General features: G+C 72.3%; 19 protein-coding genes and 2 tRNA genes. 16 read left to right on the forward strand and 5 right to left on the reverse strand.

Going from position 1 to position 22,450, the window contains the following annotated elements; translation table 11 throughout:
• The first annotated feature begins 319 nt into the window (after nucleotides 1-319).
• From ACZ47G_RS18585 to ACZ47G_RS18600, 4 genes are all read left to right on the forward strand, one after another.
• A complete protein-coding gene (locus ACZ47G_RS18585) occupies nucleotides 320-880 on the forward strand; it encodes a hypothetical protein (protein ID WP_465743910.1) in 561 nt (186 codons plus the stop codon).
• A gap of 94 nt (nucleotides 881-974) precedes the next feature.
• A complete protein-coding gene (locus ACZ47G_RS18590) occupies nucleotides 975-2,555 on the forward strand; it encodes a WXG100 family type VII secretion target (RefSeq protein WP_465743912.1) in 1,581 nt (526 codons plus the stop codon).
• Between the two features lie 143 nt (nucleotides 2,556-2,698).
• On the forward strand, nucleotides 2,699-4,018 hold the full coding sequence (locus ACZ47G_RS18595; RefSeq protein ID WP_465743989.1) for a S8 family serine peptidase: 1,320 nt from the start codon (nucleotides 2,699-2,701) through the stop codon (nucleotides 4,016-4,018).
• A 579-nt stretch (nucleotides 4,019-4,597) separates the two neighbouring features.
• Nucleotides 4,598-5,932 (forward strand): MFS transporter, encoded by a 1,335-nt coding sequence (locus ACZ47G_RS18600; RefSeq protein WP_465743914.1) that lies wholly within the window; start codon nucleotides 4,598-4,600, stop codon nucleotides 5,930-5,932.
• A gap of 15 nt (nucleotides 5,933-5,947) precedes the next feature.
• Here ACZ47G_RS18600 and ACZ47G_RS18605 read toward each other — a convergent pair whose 3' ends face one another.
• Nucleotides 5,948-6,544 carry a flavodoxin family protein gene (locus tag ACZ47G_RS18605; protein WP_465743916.1) on the reverse strand — a complete coding sequence of 199 codons (597 nt, stop codon included), beginning with the start codon at nucleotides 6,542-6,544 and terminating at the stop codon, nucleotides 5,948-5,950.
• Nucleotides 6,545-6,719: 175 nt separating this feature from the next.
• On the opposite strand from ACZ47G_RS18605, the gene ACZ47G_RS18610 reads away from it, so the two are divergent.
• The 5 genes from ACZ47G_RS18610 to ACZ47G_RS18630 all read left to right on the forward strand — a co-directional run bounded on the left by ACZ47G_RS18610 (nucleotide 6,720) and on the right by ACZ47G_RS18630 (nucleotide 10,843).
• The gene (locus ACZ47G_RS18610; protein ID WP_465743918.1) at nucleotides 6,720-7,202 is read left to right on the forward strand and encodes a winged helix-turn-helix transcriptional regulator; all 483 of its coding nucleotides are present in this window, start codon (nucleotides 6,720-6,722) and stop codon (nucleotides 7,200-7,202) included.
• Nucleotides 7,203-7,373: 171 nt separating this feature from the next.
• Nucleotides 7,374-7,446 (forward strand) — tRNA-Thr (locus tag ACZ47G_RS18615).
• 168 nt (nucleotides 7,447-7,614) lie between these two features.
• Nucleotides 7,615-8,283 (forward strand): response regulator transcription factor, encoded by a 669-nt coding sequence (locus ACZ47G_RS18620; protein ID WP_188306005.1) that lies wholly within the window; start codon nucleotides 7,615-7,617, stop codon nucleotides 8,281-8,283.
• A 313-nt stretch (nucleotides 8,284-8,596) separates the two neighbouring features.
• The gene (gene galE / locus ACZ47G_RS18625) at nucleotides 8,597-9,559 is read left to right on the forward strand and encodes a UDP-glucose 4-epimerase GalE (RefSeq protein WP_380457226.1); all 963 of its coding nucleotides are present in this window, start codon (nucleotides 8,597-8,599) and stop codon (nucleotides 9,557-9,559) included.
• Nucleotides 9,560-9,853: 294 nt separating this feature from the next.
• Nucleotides 9,854-10,843 (forward strand): LuxR C-terminal-related transcriptional regulator, encoded by a 990-nt coding sequence (locus ACZ47G_RS18630; RefSeq protein WP_465743921.1) that lies wholly within the window; start codon nucleotides 9,854-9,856, stop codon nucleotides 10,841-10,843.
• 16 nt (nucleotides 10,844-10,859) lie between these two features.
• Here ACZ47G_RS18630 and ACZ47G_RS18635 read toward each other — a convergent pair whose 3' ends face one another.
• A complete protein-coding gene (locus tag ACZ47G_RS18635) occupies nucleotides 10,860-11,357 on the reverse strand; it encodes a MarR family winged helix-turn-helix transcriptional regulator (protein ID WP_380411794.1) in 498 nt (165 codons plus the stop codon).
• A gap of 110 nt (nucleotides 11,358-11,467) precedes the next feature.
• On the opposite strand from ACZ47G_RS18635, the gene ACZ47G_RS18640 reads away from it, so the two are divergent.
• A complete protein-coding gene (locus ACZ47G_RS18640; protein ID WP_465743923.1) occupies nucleotides 11,468-12,259 on the forward strand; it encodes a methyltransferase domain-containing protein in 792 nt (263 codons plus the stop codon).
• A gap of 85 nt (nucleotides 12,260-12,344) precedes the next feature.
• Here ACZ47G_RS18640 and ACZ47G_RS18645 read toward each other — a convergent pair whose 3' ends face one another.
• Both ACZ47G_RS18645 and ACZ47G_RS18650 read right to left on the reverse strand, forming a co-directional pair.
• A complete protein-coding gene (locus ACZ47G_RS18645) occupies nucleotides 12,345-12,947 on the reverse strand; it encodes a TetR/AcrR family transcriptional regulator (RefSeq protein ID WP_380457256.1) in 603 nt (200 codons plus the stop codon).
• A gap of 230 nt (nucleotides 12,948-13,177) precedes the next feature.
• Complete coding sequence (locus ACZ47G_RS18650; protein WP_380457231.1) at nucleotides 13,178-14,170, reverse strand: acyl-CoA desaturase; 993 nt, start codon at nucleotides 14,168-14,170, stop codon at nucleotides 13,178-13,180.
• A gap of 267 nt (nucleotides 14,171-14,437) precedes the next feature.
• Between ACZ47G_RS18650 and ACZ47G_RS18655 the strand changes: the two genes are divergently transcribed.
• The 6 genes from ACZ47G_RS18655 (at nucleotide 14,438) to ACZ47G_RS18680 (ending at nucleotide 19,332) form a co-directional block, all read left to right on the forward strand.
• A tRNA-Gln gene (locus ACZ47G_RS18655) sits at nucleotides 14,438-14,508 on the forward strand.
• Nucleotides 14,509-14,662: 154 nt separating this feature from the next.
• Nucleotides 14,663-16,117 (forward strand): bifunctional UDP-N-acetylglucosamine diphosphorylase/glucosamine-1-phosphate N-acetyltransferase GlmU, encoded by a 1,455-nt coding sequence (glmU, locus tag ACZ47G_RS18660; RefSeq protein ID WP_465743925.1) that lies wholly within the window; start codon nucleotides 14,663-14,665, stop codon nucleotides 16,115-16,117.
• Between the two features lie 202 nt (nucleotides 16,118-16,319).
• Complete coding sequence (locus ACZ47G_RS18665; protein WP_465743927.1) at nucleotides 16,320-17,297, forward strand: ribose-phosphate diphosphokinase; 978 nt, start codon at nucleotides 16,320-16,322, stop codon at nucleotides 17,295-17,297.
• Nucleotides 17,298-17,598: 301 nt separating this feature from the next.
• The gene (locus tag ACZ47G_RS18670; protein ID WP_465743929.1) at nucleotides 17,599-18,186 is read left to right on the forward strand and encodes a 50S ribosomal protein L25/general stress protein Ctc; all 588 of its coding nucleotides are present in this window, start codon (nucleotides 17,599-17,601) and stop codon (nucleotides 18,184-18,186) included.
• A gap of 105 nt (nucleotides 18,187-18,291) precedes the next feature.
• The gene (gene pth / locus ACZ47G_RS18675) at nucleotides 18,292-18,870 is read left to right on the forward strand and encodes an aminoacyl-tRNA hydrolase (protein ID WP_380457239.1); all 579 of its coding nucleotides are present in this window, start codon (nucleotides 18,292-18,294) and stop codon (nucleotides 18,868-18,870) included.
• A gap of 138 nt (nucleotides 18,871-19,008) precedes the next feature.
• On the forward strand, nucleotides 19,009-19,332 hold the full coding sequence (locus ACZ47G_RS18680) for a hypothetical protein (protein WP_465743932.1): 324 nt from the start codon (nucleotides 19,009-19,011) through the stop codon (nucleotides 19,330-19,332).
• Nucleotides 19,333-19,396: 64 nt separating this feature from the next.
• On the opposite strand, the gene ppc is transcribed toward ACZ47G_RS18680, so the two are convergent.
• Nucleotides 19,397-22,192 (reverse strand): phosphoenolpyruvate carboxylase, encoded by a 2,796-nt coding sequence (gene ppc / locus ACZ47G_RS18685; RefSeq protein WP_465743934.1) that lies wholly within the window; start codon nucleotides 22,190-22,192, stop codon nucleotides 19,397-19,399.
• Between the last annotated feature and the right edge of the window lie 258 nt (nucleotides 22,193-22,450).

A 22,450-nucleotide genomic window follows, 5' to 3' on the forward strand; every position in this document is an offset into this window, starting at 1 on the left:
ATGTCACGTCCGTTCCGCGGCCTCGGGTCGCTGCTGTGCGACATTGCGCGGCAGATGGGGCGTACCGGGTCAGTCTACCCAGCGGCCCGGGGCACGGACCGTACGTGTCAAGTTCGTACCGATCGAGCCCGGGCAGCCCAAGGGCCCTGCCCGCCCGACAGGGGCGGTGGCTACGATGACAGGGGCGCAGACCGCCCACAGGGCGGGCGGTCTGACCGACCAGGACGGTAAGACCCAGAAGTTGACGGTGTGTTGTGGCACGGCGGGCCCCGGGAGACGCCCGGGGCGCGCCGGCCGTACGGGGGAGAGGTGGATTGCTGTGACGGATCCGAGTACGCCGGCCGCGGGGACGAACCCGCCGGGTTCGCCGGACTCGACGCCGTTCGTGTTGGGGGGCGGCCCCTTCGGGATCGGCCGCGCGATCAGCTCCATTCAGACGAGCTTCAGTGCCAACGACCTGGTGACGGCGTTCGGCAAGCAAGACGTCAAGGTCGAGCTCGACACGCTCACGACCTTCGCGAACAAGGTCGAAGCGCTGCTCCAGGCCATGGAGGGATCGGCGGCCGCGCCGTACAAGCTCCAGGAACAGAAAGTCTCCCAGGGCAGCTTCATCAACGCCTCCGACGCGGCGAAGTTCCCGGAGGCCGTGGCCCTGCACACCGCCTACGACAAGGTCCATGACCAGCTCGTCAAGCTCCACAAGGACTTCGCGGCGCAGATCGAGGCGATGAAGGCGGCGGTCTCGGACACGAACAGCCAGTACACGAGCAACGAGGACAACGCGACAGAGGCTCAGAAGGCGGTCGCGAGGGGAACGGGCAACAACCTGCCGCCGGCGGGGGCGAACGGAACGGCGCCGACGTCCAACGTGACGGCCTGACAACGGCGCTGGGAGAGATCTACGGGGAGACGGGGAACAGACCATGTCAGGAACGACGGAGTTCAGCGGTATCGACCACGCCGTACTCAAGGGGATGGTCGACGGCGGGAAGCCGGCCGATGTACTGAAGCGAGCGAACCAGCTCCAGGACGCCGGCCGCGTCCTTACGGACCTCAGCCAGGCTCTCCAGGGGCACTTGGGCCAGGTCAGCTGGGAAGGGCCGGCGGCTGAGAGCTTCAAGACCTGGGTCGGGAATCTGTACAAGTCCGCAGCGATCATCGCCCAGCACTCCACGACCGCCGGCAACGCCATGGTCCAGGCCGGCGAGGCACTGAGCACGGCCCAGTCGGCTGTGCCCAAGCCTCCGCAGACGGAGATCGATCTGCTGGCCAAGGCCAAGACGCAGTCGGTCTACATGCCGTCGAGCGTGAACCTGGGCGGCAAGTCAGTCGACGACTTCATGTTTTCCCTCAACCCGAACTGGGTGAGCAAGGCCCAGGCCGATCAGGCCGCGGCGACGATTGAGAAGGAGAAGCAGGAAGCCGTTCTCCAGATGGAGAAGCTGGCGCAGGCGTACAGCGCGGCGACGACGACGCTGAACGGGATCGACGACAACGTGGTGCTGCCGGGGACTCCTGGCACGGGCAAGGACAAGGGCTCGGCTTCGGAGTACGGCGGCAGCGGGACATCCAGCAACTACGGGGGCTATGGCGCCACCCGCAGTCCTCGTACGAGCAACGGCAGCTACAGCACGCCCGATGGCAGCTACGGCAGCGTCTCCATGAAGCCCCGCGACCCAGCGACGAGCTGGCAGGACCCGTCCAACCCGACCCACCCCGGCCCGACTCCTCCGTACGGCGGAGGCCAGCTGCCGCCTCCGCCGCAGGACCCGGGCACCCCGACCCCGCCGTCCCACCCGTCGGACCCGTCGGACCCGGTCACCCGCCCGGGCACCGGTCTCGACAGCATCCCGACCCTGCCGGACCAGACCACCCCGGTCGGTCCTGGCAGCGGTCCTGGGCTGCCGAGTGGCCCCGGCGGAAACCCCGGCTACCCGGGCGGGCCCGACGGCCGAGGGGGACTGCCCGGACTCCCCGGCGGCGGCCCGATCACCGGTTTCCCGGGCGGGCCCGGTGGCGGTCCCGTTCCCACCCGGGGCATCGGCAGCATCCCCGGCAAGGGGGGCAGCTCGGTGCCGCTCCGCACGGGCCCCTTCGGCGGTAGCTCGATCCCCGGCAAGTCCGGCACCCCGGGCCTGCCGAGCGGAACGGTCTTCGGCCGTGAGGGCGCGCCCGGTGGAGGCCGGGCCGGCGGGCCGTCCATGGGCGGCATGCACCCGGGCATGGGCGGCGGCCACGGCGTCGTCGGCGGCACCGGCGGCTCGCGCGGCCGGGGCCTGACCTCGACCTCGGGCGGTACGGTCGGCGGCCGAAAGGGACCTTCCGCAGGTGGCGAGTTCACCCCGGGCGGTACGGGTCTGCGCAACCGTGCGGCCGCGGCGGAAGCGGCCGAGGGCGGTGCCCGGTCCGGGCAGAACGGCATGATGGCCCCGGGTGCCGGCGGTCACGGCAGCCGGAAGGAGCGCGACCGCCGCGACCGTGCGGATTATCTGCACGAGGACGAGGAGACCTGGATCAGCGGTACGCCGCACAGCAATCCGGACGTGATTGAGTAGGACGGCATCGTCTGCCCGGCCACTGGGCTCGCCCAGTGGCCGGGCAGTTCTGTTCAGGGCCCCGCTTCGGCAGGCGGGGAAATCGACGAGGAGTTGTGATGAGTCGAGTGATAGGGCGGGTGCCTGGACGGCTGTTCGTGGCGATGCTCGTAGCTGCTGGAGTCGTCGTTGGCCCTGTTGCAGCATCGGCTGCCGCAGATGGTTCGGTTCGTGATGACCAATGGCATTTGGATGTCATGCATGCGTCGGAGATGTGGAAGGTCTCCACAGGGCAGGGCGTTACGGTCGCGGTGATCGACGGTGGGTTCAAGCTGGATCACCCTGACCTTTCCGGGCAGTTCTTGCCCGGAAAGGACTTCAGCGGTAGTCAGGGGGGAGTTGGCGCTGATGCCAATGGGCATGGTACGCAGATGGCTGGGCTGATCGCGGGGACCGGAAAGGCGAATAACGGGAAGGGTGCTTATGGGTTGGCGCCCGGAGTCAAGATCCTGCCTTTGAAGATCAATACCGGATCCGAGGGGTCTGTACTTTCAGCTGACTTCCTGGAGCAGGTCGGGCAGGCCGTAAATTATGCAGTTGAAAACGGCGCCAAGGTCATCAGTATTTCTCAGGGGACGAACTCTGTCACAGCCTCCAGTGAGTCCGTGGCCAAGCTGAATCGAACCCTCGCGTCGGCGCGGTCCAAGGGGGCACTGGTCTTCGCCGCAGTGGGAAATGAGGCAAAGTCGGGGAACCCGGTTGATTATCCAGGAGGATTGCCCAATGTCGTCGGCATCGGGGCCTTCGGTCGGAACGGGAATGTGACCGATGAATCAGAGGTCGGGCCACAGGTGACTCTCGTTGCCCCTGGTGCAGACACCATCGCAGCCTGCACAGCCCCATCTGGGTATTGCACCGGCCATGGAACCTCGGACGCGACCGCCCTGGCATCCGCGTCGGCGGCGCTGGTCTGGTCGATCCATCCGGGCTGGTCGCCGAACCAGATTCTGCGGGTGCTCATCAATACGGCCGGCCGAGCGAACGGTGGGAACGCCCGGACAAACGATGCCGGGTGGGGTGCGGTACGGCCTCGAATTGCGTTGACGGACCCAGGTGACCCCGGGCCGGCGGATGTATCGCCCCTGCCGGCCGATGCGGTCACGCCGTCGGCTGCCCCGTCGCCTTCGGCGAGTGTGTCTGCTCCGGTGTCCTCGACGCCTAGCCCGGCTGGAGCGGCTGTCGGCGCGCCGACGGCGCAGCCGAAGGCGGAGGCGTCGTCCGGGTCGAGCAGTGCGCTGCCGGTCGTGGGCGGGGTGGCGGCCGGGTTGGTGCTGATCGCCGGGGTGGTGTTCGCCATGGTGCGGAGGCGGAAGTCGGCCGTGCCGGCTGTCCCGCCGCGACAGCCGATGAGCGATGTGACCCCGCCGGTTCCGCCGTCGTACCAACCGACGGCGCCGCCGGAGGACAACCCGTACGCGAAGTAGGTCAGGTTGTGACGTGGGGGATCGCGGGATGCGTATCCAGCGTCGGAAATTCGGCCCAGTCCGGAAACCTCGTCGAGTACCCGGGCGCGCTACCCAATGTCGTGATGTCGGATACGGAGTTGTGCGTCCCCGGGTTGTGCTGACGGACCCGGGGGATCCCGAGCCGGCGGATGTGTCGCCGGTTTCGGTGACGGATCCTGTGCCTACGGCGAGCCCGTCCGCATCTGCGGGCGCCCGGACTCCGGCGTCGTCAGCTCCGAGCCCTGCAGCAAGTTCGAGTGACGTGGCGGTTGGCGCGCAGACGGCGCGGCCGAAGGCGGAGGCGTCGTCCGGGGCGGGCAGTGCGCTGCCGGTCGTGGGTGGGGTGGTGGCCGGGTTGGTGCTGATCGCCGGGGCGGTGTTCGTGGTGTGGCGGCGGCGGGCCAGTCGTATGTGACGTCGCCGGCCGGTTGGCGGGTGGGCCCGGGCGCCGTGGGGCGGCGCTCGGGCTTTTTGGTGGGCGTGGGGGTGGGGGTGTGCGCCGGGGTCACTCGGGTGGGGGCTGGTGGGGGTGGCCCGGGGGTGGCGAGGGTGGGTGGTATGGATGCGGAGGGTGCTGGGCGGGTCGGGCAGTTGCGGCGGGCGGCGGCTGCGGCGTTGATCGGGACGGCGATCGAGTTCTACGACTTCTTCCTGTACGGGACGGCGGCGGCCTTGGTGTTCGGGCCGGTGTTCTTTCCCGGGCTGGGCCGGGTGGGGGCGTTGCTGGCGGCGTTCTCGGTGTACGCGGTGGCGTTCCTGGCGCGGCCGTTGGGGGCGGTGGTGTTCGGGCACTTCGGGGACCGGGTGGGCCGGAAGGCCACGCTGGTGGTGTCGTTGCTGTTGATGGGGTCGGCGACGGCGGCGGTGGGGTTGTTGCCGGGGTTCGCGGTGTGGGGGTGGTGGTCGCCCGCGCTGTTGGTGGTGCTGCGGGTGTGCCAGGGCGTGGGGTTGGGCGGGGAGTGGGGCGGGGCGGCGCTGCTGATCGCGGAGAACGCGCCGGCCGGGCGGCGCGGGCGGTACGGGGGGTTCCTGCAGTTGGGGCCGTCGGGCGGGTTCGTGTTGGCGAACGGGGCGTTCCTGGCGCTTCAACTGGGGCTGGACGAGCGGTCGTTCCGGGAGTGGGGCTGGCGGGTGCCGTTCGTGGCCTCGCTCGCGCTGGTGGCGGTGGGGCTGTTCGTGCGGCTGCGGCTGGCGGAGACGCCGTTGTTCCGGGCGGACGAGCGGCGGGACCGCCCGCCGGTGGTGGAGGTGTTGCGCGAGCACTGGCGGCCGGTGCTGGCGGGCGGTGGGGCGATCACGGTCGGGTACGCGCTGTTCTACCTGACCACCACCTACGCGCTGGCGTACGCGACCTCCGGCCTGGGGGTGGCGAGCACGCTGGTGCTGTCGATGCTGCTGGTCGGCGCGGTGGGCGGGGCGGTGACGGTGTGGCTGAGCGCCTCGCGCAGTGACCGGTGGGGCCGCCGGCGGACGATGCGGTGGGCGACGGCGCTGGCGGCGGGGTGGTCGCTGGTGCTGTTCCCGCTGCTGGAGACGGTGCGCCGGCCGTTGATGTTCCTGGCGCTGGCCGGGGCGATGGTGGTGCTGGGCTGTCTGATGGGCCCGGTGGCGGCGTTCCTGCCGGAGCTGTTCCCGACCCGGGTGCGGTACACGGGTGCCGCGTTGACGTACAACCTGGGCGGCGTGGTGGGCGGGGCGACGACGCCGCTGGTGGCGACCCGGCTGACGGAGGCGTACGGGACGGCGCAGCCGGTCGGCTGGTACCTGGCGGTGCTGGGGGTGGTGGCGATGGGCTGTCTGTGGCTACTGCCGGAGACCACGGGTGCGGAGTTGGCAGCGGTGGACGGCGGACGCCGCCGGGCGCCCGTGCTGGGGGCGGATCCGGCGGCGTAGCCGTGCGGGGGTGGTTCAGCCGGCCAGGGCGGCGCGGCCGGCCAGCACGACGGCGGTGTGCCGGGCGACGCGCTCGCCCAGGTGCTCGGCGGTCGCGATGTCGGCCTTGTGGACGGCCTCGACGCCGGCGTCGGCCGGGGTGGAGGCGGCCGCACCGTTGGAGAAGCCGAGGCGGTTGAGGTCGTTCTCGGAGGCGGTGGTGGCGTTCCAGCCCGGCTTGAGACCGAGGTTGACCCAGTTCATGCCGTGCTGGGCGGCGAGGGTCTGGAAGTAGCCGAGGGTGTCGGCCTTGTCGCCGCTCTTGGAGGCGGAGTTGGTGAAGCCGGCCGCGAGCTTGTCCTTCCAGGCGTCGGTGTACCAGCGCTTGCTGGTGGCCTCGGCGAAGACGTGGAAGGCGCCGGAGGCGGTGCCCATGTAGGTGGGGGAGCCGAAGACGATCGCGTCGGCGGCGTCCAGCTGGGCCCACTGCTCCTCGGTGATGGTGTCGACGGAGATCAGGGTGACCTCGGCGCCCGCGGCGGCGGCGCCCCGGGCGACGGCCTCGGCGAGCACGGCGGTGTGGCCGTAGCCGGAGTGGTAGGCGAGGACGACGGTCGGGCGGATGGCGGTCATGCGGGCACTCCTGTGCGGGCGGAGGAACAGGGGAACGGATGGGACGGGCGGGGCGGACACAGCGGGGCCCCGAGGGGCTCGGTGCGGCCCGAACCGTCGAACGGTCTCCAATATAGACCAGGTCTCCAGTGGAGACCAGGTATGGATCGGAGACCGTGGGTCTACCCTGGACGGTATGACGACGGAGGAAGCGGCCCGGACCGGGGCCGGATGGCACGGGGAGCGGGGCTGCGGGGAGCGGGGGAGCGGCGAGCAGGAGCGCGAGGAACAGGAGCGCGACGAGCAGGAGTGGGACGTCTTCGCCCAGCTCTGCCCCAGCCGCGACCTGTTCGCCGAGCTCGCCGACAAGTGGTCACTCCTGATCCTGATGAGCCTCCTCACCTGCGGCCCCCAGCGCTTCTCCGAACTCCAGCGCGGGGTCGGCGGGGTCAGCCGCAAGATGCTCACCCAGTCCCTGCGGAACCTGGAGCGCGGTGGCCTGGTGCTCCGCACGGTCTTCCCGGAGACGCCGCCGCGGGTGGTCTACGACCTGCGGCCGCTGGGCCGGGAGCTGGCCGAGCTGGTCCTGCCGCTCGGGCGCTGGACGGAGCGGCGGGCTCCGCAGATGCTCGCGGCCCGCGAGGAGTTCGACGCGGCGCACACCGAGGCGCCCCGCTAGCGACCCGCCGGTCCGGATGGTCCAGGCAGGCGGGCGAGCGGGTGGCGGGCGGGCGGCTGCGGGGTGCCCGAGGGTGCCCGAGGGGCGGAGCGGAGCCGATTTCCCTTCCGGGCCGACCGCCGTGTAATGTCTTCCTTGTTCGACCGGCCCGGCAAAACAAAAGCCCGGCAAGCCCCTATAGCTCAGTCGGTAGAGCGTCTCCATGGTAAGGAGAAGGTCTGCGGTTCGATTCCGCATGGGGGCTCAACTGAAAGACCCCCGCCTCACGGCGGGGGTCTTTCGCGTTCCCGCACCTGGTCCGGCGGCACACGGTGGCCTAGCGGGTCGGGTACGGAATGCGTTGTGATGGTGCGTCATCGGCCGCCCGCCCGAGGGGTGCGGGCGCGAGCCGGACCCCGACCGGGAGGGCGTCATGGGCGTTCGACTCGTGGTTGTCGACGACCACCGGCTGCTGGCCGAGGCGCTGGCCACCGCGCTGCAGCTGCGCGGCCACCGGGTGCTCGCGGTCGGTTCGCCGGCCGGGGTCGCCGCCGACCTGGTCGCCGGGCGGCGGCCCGAGGTGTGCCTGCTGGGGGTGGCCGCGCCGGGGGAGCCGGGGGCCTTCGACGGGCTGCGCCGGATCCGCCGGGAGCGCCCCGAGGTGGCCGTGATCGTGCTCGGGCCGGTCGGTGAACTCCGGGGGGTGGCCTGCGCGTTCGCGGCCGGGGCGGCGGGCTACGTGCCCAGCGACGAGCGGATCGAGGTGGTCGAGCGGGCGATCGGACGGGCCCGGGCGGGCGAGGCCGCGGTGACGGTGGACGTGCTCCGCGGCGCCTTCGACCAGCTGCTGCGCCCGGTGGCCGAACCGGACGACGAGGCGGTCCGGCTGCTGCGGCTGCTGACCCGCCGTGAGGTGCAGGTGCTGGCCCGGATCGCGGACGGCGAGGACACCGCGGCGATCGCCGCCGGGATGCGGATCGCCGCGAGCACCGCCCGGACCCACGTCCAGCGGGTGCTGATGAAGCTCGGCGCCCGGACCCGGTTGGAGGCGGCCGCGGTGGCCGCGCGCACCGGTCTGCTGGAGCGGCTGGCCGGCGGCTGAGCACGGTCCACCCGAGGCGACTGAGCACGGTCCACCCGAGGCGGCCGAGCACGGCCCACCTGCGACGGCTGGGCACGGCCACCCCCGGAACGGTGACCCGGAACGATGACCCGGAACGGCCGGAGGGCAGCCGGAGAACAGCCGGAGAACAACCGGCCGGGCCGCCTGAGGAGTGGGTGAGAATGCGCCCGGGCGACCACCCGGGTGGTCCCGAGCACCCCGTCGGACAGGGACAATTGACCCCAGTCGTACGCACGCATTCCGTCGATGGCCCCGCCGAGCGGGCGGACCATCGCCCGCTGGAGGTCTCATCATGAGTAAGTACCTGGTCACGGGTGGCGCCGGCTACGTCGGCAGCGTGGTGGCCGCCCACCTGCTGGAGGCGGGTCACCAGGTGACCGTCCTGGACGACCTCTCCACCGGCTTCCGCGAGGGCGTCCCGGCGGGTGCCGAGTTCGTCGAGGGCCGGATCCAGGAGGCCGGCCGGGTGCTGGACGGCTCCTTCGACGGCGTGCTGCACTTCGCCGCCTCCTCGCAGGTCGGCGAGTCGGTCGTGGACCCGGAGAAGTACTGGCGCAACAACGTGGCCGGCTCGCTGGAGCTGATCACCGCGATGCGTACGGCGGGCGTGCGCAAGCTGGTGTTCTCCTCCACCGCCGCCGTGTACGGCGAGCCGGAGGTCGTGCCGATCGCCGAGACCGCCCGGACCTCGCCGACCAACACCTACGGCGCCAGCAAGCTCGCCATGGACCACATGATCACCAGCGAGGCCGTCGCCCACGGCCTGGCCGCCGTCTCGCTGCGCTACTTCAACGTGGCCGGCGCGTACGGCGCCTACGGCGAGCGCCACGACCCCGAGTCGCACCTGATCCCGCTGGTCTTCCAGGCCGCGCTCGGGCAGCGTCCGCACATCGCGGTGTTCGGCGAGGACTACCCGACCCCGGACGGCACCTGCATCCGCGACTACATCCACGTCGCCGACCTGGCCGACGCGCACCTGCTGGCGCTGGACGCCGCCAAGCCGGGCGAGCACCTGATCTGCAACCTGGGCAACGGCAGCGGCTTCTCGGTCCGCGAGGTGATCGAGTCGGTCAAGCGCGTCACCGGCCGGGAGATCCCGGTGCAGGTCGTCGGCCGCCGGGCGGGCGACCCGGCGGTGCTGGTGGCCTCCGCCGAGCGGGCCCACCAGGAGCTGGGCTGGACGCCGCGCCGGCCGAACCTGGACGACATCGTCGCCGACGCCTGGAAGTTCGCCCTGGAGAAGAGCGCGAAGTAACCGCCGACGGCCCGGACGAGCCGGTCGACCGGGCTGCCCCGGGGGCGCGTACGGCACCCCCGGGGGCGGCCCGACCGGACAAGTCCGGCCGCTCGCACACCTCCTGACGAAACTTCACCGAACCGCCACGGGGGCGTTTCCCGGCCCGTACGCTGAGTGCGGTACCGGTGGGGGCCGGCGCCCTTTCGGCTTCACCGGCCACCGGTGGGCGGGCGGAGCGGCGGGTCCGGAACGCGGACGCCGTACCGGTCCCCGCCTCCCGGGCTCGGGCGCTCTGAGCAGGGGGTAGTGACGATGGGGCGGATCCGGGTCCTGGTGGTCGACGGCCACCGGATCTTCGCCGAGGCGCTGGCCGCGGCCCTCGCCGCCGAGCCCGACGTGGAGGTGGGCGCGGCCGGCAGCGCGGCCGCCGCCGAGCGGGCGCTGGAGCGGGCCGCCGCCGAGGGGCGGGCCTACGACGTGGTGCTGGTCGACGCCGACCTGGGCACCGAGGCGGGCGGAGCGGGCCTGCGCGGGCGGCCCGCGGGCGAGGCGGCCGAGGAGGCCCGCCGGCAGGCCATGGCGGTGCCGCCGCCGCGACGCCCGGGCGCCGCACCCGTGCCGCCCGGGCCCGCCACCCGACCGGCGGACCAGTCGCGTCATGACCCACTGCGCCATGACCAGCTGCGCCCCGACGCACTGCGCCCTGACCAGCCGCGCCCCGACGCACTGCGCGCCGACCAGCCGCGCCCTGACCCACTGCGCGCCGAGCAGCTCCGCCCCGCCGCCCCGCCGCCGGACGGGATCACCCTGCTCGGCCGGCTCCGCCGGGCCCACCCGGGGCTGCGCGCGGTGGTGCTGGCCACCGCCGACGACCCGCACCGCGCGGCCCGGGCGCTGCACGCGGGCGCCACCGGCTGGGTGGCGAAGGAGAGTTCGCTGGCCCGGCTGCTCGCGGTGGTGCGGGGGGTGCTGCGGGACGAGACGCACCTGCCGCCCGCGCTGCTCACCGGGGTGATCCGGGAGCTCACCACCGCCCGGCGGGACCGCACCGAGAGCGAGCGGCTGGTCGACACCCTGACCCCGCGGGAGAAGCAGATCCTGCGCTGCATGGTGGCGGGTCTGGGCCGGCAGGCGGTGGCGGAGCGGCTGTACCTGTCGCCGCACACCGTCCGCACCCACATGCAGAACGTGCTGGGGAAGTTGGGGGTGCACTCCACGCTGGCCGCCGTCGCGGTGGCCCGCCGGGCCGGGGTCAGTCCGGCGGAGCCGGTCGTACCGCCGTCGATCGCCTCCGCGCCGTAGCCGCCGGAGTCCGGTTTCAGCCCGGGATGTTGTCGAAGGGGGCGACCAGCAGCCGCAGCAGGGCGGCGAGTTCGCCCTGCTGGCCGGAGCTGAGCTGGGCCAGCAGTTCGCGTTCGTGCGCCAGCAGGCCGGCCAGCGCCTGGTCGGCGCGGTCGCGGCCGTCGTCGGTGAGCCGGACGAGCACGCCGCGCCGGTCGTCGGGGTCGGGCAGCCGCTTGACCAGGCCCTTGCCGGTGAGGCGGTCGATCCGGTTGGTCATGGTGCCGGAGGTGACCAGGGTCTGGGTGAGCAGTTGCCCGGGGGAGAGCTGGTACGGGGAGCCGGCCCGCCGCAGGGCGGTCAGGACGTCGAACTCCCAGGGCTCCAGGCCGTGCTCGGCGAAGGCGGTGCGGCGGGCGCGGTCGAGGTGGCGGGCGAGCCGGCTGACCCGGCTGAGCACCTCCAGCGGCTCCACGTCGAGGTCGGGGCGCTCCCGGCGCCATGCTGCGACCAGCCTGTCGACCTCGTCCTCCATGACGATCAGTGTATCGGTGGATGTGTCGATGTGAAGTCTCTTGACATCGAGAAATGTGCCAGCGAGGCTTTCGGAGATATCTTGATGTCGAGATACCTGCGAGGTGAACCATGACCAGCCCCGTCTGGGACCCGGCGCAGTACCTGCGCTTCGCCGACGAACGCACCCGCCCGCTGCGCGACCTGCTCGCCCGCGTCCCCGCCCTGCCGAACGAACCCGCCGCGACGATCCTCGACATCGGCTGCGGCCCCGGCAACTCCACCGCCGTACTGCGCGAACGCTGGCCGCAGGCCCGGATCACCGGCGTCGACAACTCCGCCCCGATGCTGGAGACCGCCCGCACCGAGGGCGAGCCCAGCGCCGACTACCTGCTCGCCGACGCCGGCCACTACGACCCGGCCCCGGCCGCGCCCGACCTGATCGCCTCCAACGCCACCCTCCAGTGGGTGGCCGGACACCTCGCGGTGCTGCCGCGCTGGGCGGAGGCCCTCAAGCCCGGCGGGGTGGTCGCCTTCCAGGTGCCCGGCAACTTCGAGGCCCCCAGCCACACCCTCCTCGCCGACCTGCGCCGCAGCCCCCGCTGGCGCGACGCGCTCGGCACCGAGGCGGTCCGCAGCGGCGTCCACCGGCCCGAGCGGTACCTGGACGCCCTCGCCGGGGCCGGCTGCGCCGTCGACGTCTGGGAGACCACCTACAGCACGCTGCTGCCCGGGCCGGACCCGGTGCTGGAGTGGGTCAAGGGCACCGCGCTGCGCCCCGTCCTCGGCCGGCTCACCGATCCGGCCGAGCGGGCCGCCTTCCTCGCCGAGTACGGGCGGCTGCTGCGCGAGGCCTACCCGGCCGGGCCGTACGGGACGGTCTTCCCGTTCCGGCGGATCTTCGCCGTCGGGGTCAAGCGGTAGCCGTCGGGGTCGAGCGGTGGGCCATCGGGTCGAGCGGTGGGCCGTGGAGTCGGGCGAGTCGGCGGCCCGGGCGGCACCCGGCGGGTCAGGCCAGGCGGTCGCCGACCAGCCTCGGGTGCCGCTCCAGGCCCTCCAGGCCGTGCCAGGCCAGGTTCACCAGGTGCGCCGCCACCGTCGCCTTGTCCGGCTTGCGGACCTCCAGCCACCACTGGCCGGTCAGCGCGACCATGCCGACCAGCATCTGGGAGTACATCGGGGCCAGCCGGGCGTCGAAGCCCCGGGACTTGAACTCCAGGCCCAGGATGTCCTCGACCTGGGTCGCGATGTCGCTGATCAGCGAGGCGAAGGTGCCGGTCGACTGGGCCACCGGGGAGTCCCGGACCAGGATCCGGAAGCCGTCCGTCGAGGTGTCGATGTAGTCCATCAGCGCGAACGCGGCCTGCTCCAGCAGCTCGCGCGAGTGCCCGCCGGTGAGCGCCCCGGTCACCATGTCCAGCAGCAGCTGCATCTCGCGGTCCACCACCACCGCGTACAGCCCCTCCTTGCCCCCGAAGTGCTCGTACACCACGGGCTTGGACACCCCGGCGCGCTCGGCGATCTCCTCCACCGAGGTGCCGTCGTAGCCGCGCTCGGCGAAGACCGTCCGGCCGATCTCCAGCAGCTGCTCCCGGCGCTGCTTGCCGGTCATCCGGACCCGGCCGCCCCGGCGGCGCGGGGCCGCCGCTGTCGCGGGCCCGTCGGCGGCCTGGTCGGCCGCGCCGTGGGGGGCACCGCCGGCGGGGGCCGCGCCCGGCGCCGCAGCGGCCCGCGGACGGGCCGGCGCCGTTCCGGGCGCCGGGTCCGTCCGCGTGCTGTGGTGACCGCCTGTGCTGTCTGCGCTGCTCCCGTTCACCCCTACATCATGCTGGAAGCGCCGCCTCATGCGGCGCGGCGGGCGGCGATCCGCTCCGCGTCCGGCCAGCGGACGTCCCGGACCCAGCCGGCCAGCTCGAACCAGCGGATCAGCCGGGCCGAGGAGTCGATCTGCCCGCGCAGCACCCCGTGCCGGGCCGCGGTCGGGTCGGCGTGGTGCAGGTTGTGCCAGGACTCGCCGCAGGAGAGCACCGCGAGCCACCAGACGTTGCCGGAGCGGTCCCGGGAGCGGAACGGGCGCCGGCCGACGGCGTGGCAGATCGAGTTGATCGACCAGGTGACGTGGTGCAGCAGCGCGACCCGGACCAGCGAGCCCCAGAAGAAGGCGGACAGCGCGCCCTCCCAGGAGAGGCTCACCAGGCCGCCGACCAGCGCGGGCAGCAGCAGCGAGATGGTGGTCCAGAGCCAGAACAGCCGGGAGATCCGCCGCATCGCCGGGTCGCCGATCAGGTCCGGGGCGTACTTGAGCTGGGGGGTCTGCTCCTCGTCGAACATCCAGCCCATGTGGGCCCACCACAGGCCCTTGATCAGGGCCGGGACGCTCTCCCCGTAGCGCCAGGGCGAGTGCGGGTCGCCGTCCTTGTCGCTGAACCGGTGGTGCTTGCGGTGGTCGGCCACCCAGCGCACCAGCGGGCCCTCGACGGCGAGGCTGCCGACTACGGCCAGCGCCAGCCGCATCGGGCGGGAGGCCTTGAAGGCGCCGTGGGTGAAGTAGCGGTGGTAGCCGACGGTGATGCCGTGACAGGTGAGGAAGTACATGGCGACGGTGACCGCCACGTCCGTCCACCCCAGTCCCCACCCCCAGGCCACCGGTACGGCGGCGACCAGCGCGGTGAACGGCAGGAGGATGAACAGGGCGAGCGCGATCCGCTCGGCGAGACCCTGCTTCTCCCCGCCGCGGGTGGCGGACAGCCGGGTCGCGGCGTCGGCGGAGGGATCGGAGGAGGGATCGGGGTGCGCGGCGGACCCCGCGCGCGCCTCGCCGGCCTGGATGGTCATGGGCGTCCCTTCGCGGCGTCCCGGAGCGGGACAGAGCGGACCTACGTTGGCGTAACCTACGGCATCGTAGGTTGCGCTCCGTGTCCGCGGGAACACACCGCCGCGCGGCGCTTGAGTGAATTCACCCGACTGGATGGATGAACCGGGGGCCGCCCCGGTCAAGGGATCCGGCGGCCGGGGCGGTCGGCACAGGTGGTAGATGTGAAGCGCGCTACCCCGTAGTCTTGGCCCAGCGCGCCGCCGGCCCTCCGGCGGCGGGAGCTCCGGTCCCGGATCGTCTAAGGGCAGGACAGCTGGTTTTGGTCCAGCTTATGGGGGTTCGAATCCTCCTCCGGGAGCACTGAGTAAGGCCGCGGGCAGGCATGCGCGAGCCGGGCTGCTGGCATTCCGGCCCGCGGGCTCGCACTATCCTCGAACTGCCAGAGCACATGTGCGGATCCGCGTTCTGGCCTGCTCTGCCCTCTCTGTGAACCTACTGAGGAGCCTCCCCGCATGGGTGCCAATTCGCTTGCCGCCGTTGTCGTGCTCGCCGCCGGTGGCGGGACCCGGATGAAGTCGAACAAGCTGCCCAAGGTGCTGCACGAGGTGTGCGGGCGCTCGCTGGTGGGTCACGCGGTCTCGGCGGCCGGAGAACTGACGCCCGGCCAGCTCGTCGTGGTGGTCGGCCACCAGCGCGAGCAGGTCGAGGAGCACCTGGCGGCGCACTACCCGGCCGCCCGCCCGGTGGTGCAGGAGCAGCAGAACGGCACCGGCCACGCGGTGCGCACCGCGCTGGAGGTGCTGGCCGCCGACGGAGTGACGCTGGACGGCACGGTGATCGTCACCGCCGGGGACTCGCCGCTGCTGACCGGGGACACCCTGCGCCGGCTGGCGCGCTCGCACGAGGCGCAGCAGAACGGCGTCACCGTGCTGACCGCCGTCGTCCCCGAGCCCTTCGGCTACGGCCGGATCCTGCGCGACGAGGACGGCACCGTCGCCGCGATCGTCGAGGAGCGGGACGCCACCGACACCCAGCGCGCGATCGCCGAGATCAACTCGGGCGTCTTCGCCTTCGACGCCAAGCTGCTCACCGAGGCGCTGGCCGAGCTCACCACGGACAACTCGCAGGGCGAGGAGTACCTGACCGACACCCTGGAGATCCTGCGCAAGGCCGGGCACCGGGTCGGCGCCGTGGTCGCCGAGGACCACCGGGACATCCTGGGCATCAACGACCGGGTCCAGCTGGCGCAGGCCCGCCGGCTGCTGAACGACCGCCTGCTGGAGCGGGCGATGCGCGCGGGCGTCACCGTGGTCGACCCGGCGACCACCTGGATCGACGTCCAGGTGACGTACGAGCCGGACGCCGTCGTGCTGCCGAACACCCAGCTGCAGGGCGCCACCCACCTCGGCGAGGACTGCGAGGTCGGCCCGAACTCCACCCTCAGGGACACCCTGGTCGGCGCCGGCGCCCGGGTGAGCAACACCACGGCCGACCGCGCCGAGATCGGCGAGCTGGCCGCCACCGGCCCGTACGCCTACCTGCGGCCGGGGGCCAAGCTGGCCCGCAAGGCGAAGGTCGGCACCTACGTCGAGGTGAAGAACTCCGAGCTGGGCGAGGGCGCCAAGGTGCCGCACCTCTCCTACATCGGCGACGCCACCATCGGTGAGGGCAGCAACGTCGGCGCGGCCTCGGTCACCGTGAACTACGACGGGGTCAACAAGCACCGCACGGTCATCGGCGCGCACTGCCGCACCGGCTCGGACAACATGTTCATCGCCCCGGTCACCGTCGGCGACGGCGCGTACACCGGCGCGGGTTCGGTCATCACCACCGACGTTCCGCCCGGCGCACTCGGCGTGAGCCGCGCGCAGCAGCGCAACATCGAGGGCTGGGTGGAGCGCAAGCGCCCCGGGAGCACCTCCGCGCAGGCCGCCAAGGCCGCGGCGGACGGCGCCGCGCAGGCCTGACGCTCCCGCCGGGGGCCGGTCGGCCGGTCCCCGGGGCGGACGGTTTCTGCGCGGGCGCGTAACCTGGGGGACATACGTGCGCCACTGGGCTTTCCGCCCGTGTCCAGGCGTACCGACAATTCCCCGATCCTCCGTGAGTGCGGGCTGCGCCTGCCCTCGTCGGGAACGGGGTTCAGCGTCCGCAACGCGAGGAGACGGTGCAGTGAGCGGGATCACGACGTCGGGTGAGAAGAAGCTCAAGCTCTTCTCCGGCCGTGCCCACCCGGAGCTGGCGAAGGAGGTTGCCGAGGCGCTGGGGACCGAGCTGGTCCCGACCAAGGCCCTGGACTTCGCCAACGGCGAGATCTACGTCCGCTTCCTGGAGTCGGCGCGCGGCGCGGACTGCTTCGTGATGCAGAGCCACACGGCTCCCATCAACCAGTGGATCATGGAACAGCTGATCATGATCGACGCTCTCAAGCGGGCCTCCGCCAAGAGCATCACCGCGATCCTGCCGTTCTACGGGTACGCCCGCCAGGACAAGAAGCACCTCGGCCGCGAGCCCATCTCGGCCCGGCTGATCGCCGACCTGCTGCGCCAGGCCGGCGCCGACCGGCTGATGGCCGTCGACCTGCACACCGCGCAGATCCAGGGCTTCTTCGACGGCCCGGTGGACCACCTGTTCGCGCTGCCGCTGCTGGCCGACTACATCGGCGGGAAGGTCGACCGCGACAAGCTGACCGTCGTCTCGCCGGACGCCGGCCGGGTCAAGGTCGCCGACCAGTGGTGCGACCGGCTGGACGCCCCGCTGGCGATCATCCACAAGCGCCGCGACATCACCCGGGCCAACACCATCCTGTCGGCCGACGTCGTCGGTGACGTCAAGGACCGGGTCTGCGTCCTGGTCGACGACATGATCGACACCGCCGGCACCATCTGCGCCGCCGCCGACGCGCTGTTCGAGAACGGCGCCGCGGACGTCGTGGTGGCCGCCACCCACGGCGTGCTCTCCGGCCCGGCCGCGGACCGGCTGAAGAACTCCCGGGTGAGCGAGTTCGTGTTCACCAACACCCTGCCCACCCCGGCGGAGCTCCAGCTCGACAAGATCACCACCCTCTCCATCGCCCCGTCGATCGCCGCCGCGATCCGCGAGGTGTTCGAGGAGGGCTCGGTCACCAGCCTCTTCGAGGGCGTGCACTGACGAAGCCCCACGCGGGCGGCCCCGGACCGACGTCGGTCCGGGGCCGCCCGCCGTTCGGCCGCCGGGGGCCGATTTCGCGGGAGGGGGCCGGTGCGGTTAGACTCGTGAAACTGCTCGGCGAGGGATGCCGTGTGCCCGCTCGACGGACACCGACACCGTGATCGACGCGCTGCCGGTGGCGGATCCCGTCCGTCGGCAGAGTTCGTTGCCGCCGAGTGACCCCCGAACGTACTGAGGGTGTGGCCCGGCGGTTTTTCGCGTTGCCTGCACCCCCGCGCCAGTCTTCACGAGGAGTGCAGTCGTGTCCGAGATCCGCCTTGCCGCTGAGACCCGTACCGAGTTCGGCAAGGGTGCCGCCCGTCGCGCCCGCCGCGCCGGCTTCGTCCCCGGTGTCGTCTACGGCCACGGTCACACCCCGGTTCACCTGAACCTGCCCGGCCACGACCTGATGATGGCCCTCAAGACTCCGAACGCCCTGCTGGTCGTTCCGATCGAGGGCAAGGACGAGTACGTCCTGCCGAAGGCCGTCCAGCGCGAGGCCATCAAGCGCACCATCGAGCACGTCGACCTGCTGCTGGTCAAGCGTGGCGAGAAGGTCAGCGTCGAGGTTCCGGTCCACACCGAGGGCGAGCTGGCCGCCGGCGGCAACCTGCTGGAGCACGTCCTGCAGGCCCTGCCGATCGAGGCCGAGGCCACCCACCTGCCCGAGGCCGTCACCGTCTCGATCGAGGGCCTGGAGGCCGGCGCCTCCATCCTCGCCAAGGACATCGTCCTGCCGGCCGGCACCACGCTGGCCGTCGACGGCGACGCCGTCGTGCTGCAGGTCATCGCCGCCCAGGCCGCCCCGGCCGAGGCCGAGGCCGCCGAGGCCGAGGGCGCCGAGGCCTGAGCCTCCCGCGTCTGAGCTTTTGACCGCTGCCCCGGTCGCTCCCCTGGAGCGGCCGGGGCAGCGGTGTGTCCGGGATGATGACGTCGAGCGCGAAGGAGGAAGAGGATGGCGGACGAGTACGACGGCCCCTGGCTGGTGGTGGGGCTGGGCAACCCGGGCGAGCAGTACGCCCGCAACCGGCACAACATCGGCTTCATGGTGGTGGACCTGCTGGCGCAGCGGATGGGCGCCAAGTTCAAGGCGCACAAGAGCCGGGCCCAGGTGGCCGAGGGACGGCTGGCGGGCAAGCGGGTGGTGCTGGCCAAGCCGCAGTCCTTCATGAACCTCTCCGGCGGGCCGGTGACGGCGCTGCGGGACTTCTACAAGGCGCCCGCCTCGGCGCTGATCGCCGTCCACGACGAGCTGGACATCGACTACGCGGCGCTGCGGCTGAAGCTGGGCGGCGGCGACAACGGTCACAACGGGCTGAAGTCGATCACCAAGTCGCTCGGCCCGGACTACCACCGGGTGCGCTGCGGGATCGGCCGGCCGCCGGGCCGGATGGAGGTCGCGGACTTCGTGCTGAAGGACTTCTCCTCGACCGAGCGCAAGGAACTGGACTGGTTCGTGGACCGCTCGGCGGACGCGGTGGAGGCGCTGCTGTCCGAGGGGCTGGAGCGGGCGCAGGGTTCGTACAACTCCTGACGCGGCGTCATGTGCACGCTGTGCCGGGTACACAACAGTCGTACAACGCTTGCCCGGCAAACCTGAATCCGTGTGAGAAGCCTGTGCGGGATCGGATAGCGTCGGCCCGGTAGGCGAACGGGTCCTGGGGAGTTCTCGATGCGCAGATTGCGTCCGGTCCGCCGACTTCGGCGGCTCCGGGTGGTCCGGCTGAAGCAGCTCGGACGACGGATGGGCACCGCCGGTGCGCTGGGGGCGGCCGGGGTGCTGCTGTCCGGCGGTGCGGTGGCGCACGCCGAACCGGTGGCCGAGCCGGATCCGGTGGTCTCGCCGGAGCCCGCGGCGGCCCAGTTCGCCCCGGTGCTCGGTGAGTCGGTCGGCCCGGACGCGGGGCTGCTGGCGGTCGGCGGCGGCCTGGTGGTCGCGGCCGGCGGCGCGGCGCTGTGGCTGAAGCGCCGGCGCGCGGGCGAGCCCGCGGAGTAGGGACCTACGGCGAGGGGCCGGTGCTCGTGGAGAGCACCGGCCCCGACGCGTGTCCGGGCGGCGGTCAGCCGGTGTTGCGCAGGCCGGCGGCGACGCCGTTGACGGTGAGCAGCAGGGCGCGGGCGCGCAGCGGGTCCTCCGGGCGGCCGGCGGCGACCTCCTCGCGCTGGCGGCGCAGCAGCGCGACCTGGAGGTAGGAGATCGGGTCGAGGTAGGCGTCGCGGACGGTGAAGGTCTGCTTCAGCACCGGGTTGTGCTCCAGCAGTTCGCTCTCGCCGGTGAGCCGGAGCACCTCGCGCAGGGTGAGCTCGTGCTCGGTGACGATCTGGTCGAAGATGTGCCGCAGCTCGCCGGGCACCAGCTGCTCGACGTAGTGGCGGGCGATCCGCAGGTCGGTCTTGGCCAGCGTCATGGCGACGTTGGACAGGAAGTTGCGGAAGAAGTGCCACTGGCCGTACATCTCGTCCAGCACGTCGCCCAGGCCGGCCGCGCGGGCGGCGGCGAGGCCGGAGCCGACGCCGTACCAGCCGGGGACGATCTGGCGGGACTGGGTCCAGCCGAACACCCACGGGATGGCCCGCAGGCCGTCCAGCCCGGCGCCGGAGTCGGGGCGGCGGGACGGGCGGGAGCCCAGGTGCAGCGAGGCGAGCTGGTCGACCGGGGTGGAGGCGAAGAAGTACTTCGGCAGGTCCTCCTGGTCGACCAGGGCGCGGTAGGAGGTGTGGGCGGCCTCGGAGACCCGGTCCATCGCGGCGTCCCAGCGGGCCAGTTCCTCGGGGGCCTGGCGCGGGGCGGTGTGCAGCGCGGAGGCGGCGAGGGTGGCGGAGATGGTCAGCTCCAGGTTCTCCCGGGCGAGGGAGGGGAGCAGGTACTTGTCGGAGATGACCTCGCCCTGCTCGGTCACCTTGATCTCGCCCTCCAGGGTGCCCCAGGGCTGGGCCAGGATGGCCTCGTGCGAGGGGCCGCCGCCGCGGCCGACGGTGCCGCCGCGGCCGTGGAACAGGCGCAGCCGGATGCCGTAGCGGTGGGCGACGTCGCGCAGTCGGCGCTGGGCGCGGTGGATCTCCCACTGGGAGGTGGTGATGCCGCCGAACTTGGAGGAGTCGGAGTAGCCGAGCATGACCTCCTGGACGTCCCCGCGCAGCGCGACCAGCAGCCGGTACGAGGGGTCGGAGAGCATCTCGTCCATGATGCGGTCGGCCTGCTGGAGTTCCTCGGTGGTCTCCAGCAGCGGCACGATGCCGATCTTGGCGATCCCGGCGTGCAGGTCGATCAGGCCGGCCTCGCGGGCCAGCACGGTGGCCGCGAAGACGTCGTCGGCGCCCTGGCACATCGAGATGATGTAGCTCTCGACGATCTCGTCGCCGAAGCGCTCGAAGCCCTCGCGGATGGTGTTGAAGACGCCGAGGGTCTTGGTGCCGGCCTCGTCCAGCGGGGCCGGGGTGGGGGCGAGCGGGCGGCGCGAGCGCAGCTCCTTGGCGAGCAGCTTCTGCCGGTACTCGCGGGGCATGTCGGCGTAGCGCCAGGCCTCCTCGCCGAGGCGGTCGAAGAGCTGGCCGAGGGCGTGGTGGTGGGCCTCGGCGTGCTCGCGCACGTCCATGGTGGCGAGTTGGAGGCCGAAGGCCTCGATGGTGCGGATGGCGCGGGCCAGCCGGCCGTCGGCGATCAGCTCGCCGCGGTGGGAGCGCAGCGAGTCCTGGATCAGCCGCAGGTCGGCGATCAGTTCGCGGGTGCCGACGTAGTCGCGGCCCTCGACGTGCGGGGTGCCGCCGGCCAGGCGCTCGCGGGTGTTCTCCAGCTTGAGCCGGATGCAGGTGGCCTTGAGGCGGTACGGCTCCTCGGCGTTCATCCGCTTGTAGCGGGGGCTGAGTTCGGGGAGCCGGTGCAGGTCGGTGTTGAGCGAGGCGAGCAGTTCGACCGAGGCGCCGGCCAGCCGCTCGGAGGTGGAGAGGGTGTTGCGCAGGTCGTCGATCGCGGCGAGGGCGTCCTTGATGCCGTACTCGTGCTGGAGGTTGAGGACGTCCCAGGTGACCCGCGGGGTGACGTTCGGGTTGCCGTCGCGGTCGCCGCCGATCCAGGTGCCGAAGGTGAGCGGGCGCACGCCGTCGGGCAGGTTCAGGCCGACCCGGGCGAGTTCCTCGTGCAGCTCCTCCAGCACCTCGGGGACGGCCTCGCGGTAGAGCTCGTCCAGGTAGTAGACGGCGTTGCGGGCCTCGTCGGTGGGCTCGGGGCGGGCGATGCGCAGTTCGTCGGTCTGCCAGAGCAGGTCGATGACCTCGGCGAGGCGGCGGTCGGCGGAGCGCTTGGCGCTGCTGGTGCGGGCCGGGTCGGCGGCGACCAGGCCGGAGGCGAGCTCCTCGCGGTGGATGCGGTCGAGGAGTTCGCCGATCCGGCGCAGCTTGTTGAGCACGCTGCGGCGGGCGGCCTCGGTGGGGTGGGCGGTGAAGACCGGGCGGACCGCGAGGTGGGCCAGGGTGTCCTGGAGGTGCTTGGGGTCGGCCTCGGCGAGCTGGTCGGCGGTCTGGGCGAGCAGCGAGCCCTCGCGGGCGCGGCGGGTGGCGAACTCCCGGCCGCGGTGCACCTGCTCGGTGACGTTGGCGAGGTGGAAGTAGGTGGAGAAGGCCCGGACCAGCTTGGCGGCCGTCTCCAGGTCGATGTCGGAGAGGAGTTCGGCGGTGGCCTCGCCGTCGGTGCGGCTGAGCAGCCGCACCTGTTCGACCAGGCCCAGCAGTTGGGGGCCCTCCTGGCGGACCAGCGTCTCGCCGAGCAGGTCGCCGAGGCGGCGGATGTCCGCGCGCAGGGCGGCATTGTCGGCGATGGCGGTGGGGCTGTCCGCCGGGGCGGGGACCGGAGCGGTCACAGCTGGCTCCCTGTGGTGGTGGGGTTCGGCAACGGCTCATCGTCACAGGTCCACGCGCAGTGTGGCGGGTGTGACGCGTGCGGACCGCGCTGTCCGACGCGACCAGCATAGGTGTCGGGGCGGTTGCTGTCCGCGAGGTGGCCGGATGGCGGACAGGCCTGCCGAAAACCACCTGTGGTCTGGACCACTTAGGGGCTTCGGGGGGCGTACCGGGCAATCCCGGTGGGGAAGGGAAGGGGTTGCCGCTTAATCTGTGAG

Source organism: Kitasatospora sp. NPDC030952 (assembly GCF_055571335.1).

Coding starts and splice junctions, on each gene's coding strand:
- ACZ47G_RS18590 (WP_465743912.1), top strand. CDS start 975: ATGGTCGACGGCGGGAAGCCGGCCGATGTACTGAAGCGAGCGAACCAG.
- ACZ47G_RS18595 (WP_465743989.1), top strand. CDS start 2,699: ATGCTCGTAGCTGCTGGAGTCGTCGTTGGCCCTGTTGCAGCATCGGCT.
- ACZ47G_RS18600 (WP_465743914.1), top strand. CDS start 4,598: ATGGATGCGGAGGGTGCTGGGCGGGTCGGGCAGTTGCGGCGGGCGGCG.
- ACZ47G_RS18605 (WP_465743916.1), bottom strand. CDS start 6,544: ATGACCGCCATCCGCCCGACCGTCGTCCTCGCCTACCACTCCGGCTAC.
- ACZ47G_RS18610 (WP_465743918.1), top strand. CDS start 6,720: ATGACGACGGAGGAAGCGGCCCGGACCGGGGCCGGATGGCACGGGGAG.
- ACZ47G_RS18620 (WP_188306005.1), top strand. CDS start 7,615: ATGGGCGTTCGACTCGTGGTTGTCGACGACCACCGGCTGCTGGCCGAG.
- galE (WP_380457226.1), top strand. CDS start 8,597: ATGAGTAAGTACCTGGTCACGGGTGGCGCCGGCTACGTCGGCAGCGTG.
- ACZ47G_RS18630 (WP_465743921.1), top strand. CDS start 9,854: ATGGGGCGGATCCGGGTCCTGGTGGTCGACGGCCACCGGATCTTCGCC.
- ACZ47G_RS18635 (WP_380411794.1), bottom strand. CDS start 11,357: ATGGAGGACGAGGTCGACAGGCTGGTCGCAGCATGGCGCCGGGAGCGC.
- ACZ47G_RS18640 (WP_465743923.1), top strand. CDS start 11,468: ATGACCAGCCCCGTCTGGGACCCGGCGCAGTACCTGCGCTTCGCCGAC.
- ACZ47G_RS18645 (WP_380457256.1), bottom strand. CDS start 12,947: ATGACCGGCAAGCAGCGCCGGGAGCAGCTGCTGGAGATCGGCCGGACG.
- ACZ47G_RS18650 (WP_380457231.1), bottom strand. CDS start 14,170: ATGACCATCCAGGCCGGCGAGGCGCGCGCGGGGTCCGCCGCGCACCCC.
- glmU (WP_465743925.1), top strand. CDS start 14,663: ATGGGTGCCAATTCGCTTGCCGCCGTTGTCGTGCTCGCCGCCGGTGGC.
- pth (WP_380457239.1), top strand. CDS start 18,292: ATGGCGGACGAGTACGACGGCCCCTGGCTGGTGGTGGGGCTGGGCAAC.
- ACZ47G_RS18680 (WP_465743932.1), top strand. CDS start 19,009: ATGCGCAGATTGCGTCCGGTCCGCCGACTTCGGCGGCTCCGGGTGGTC.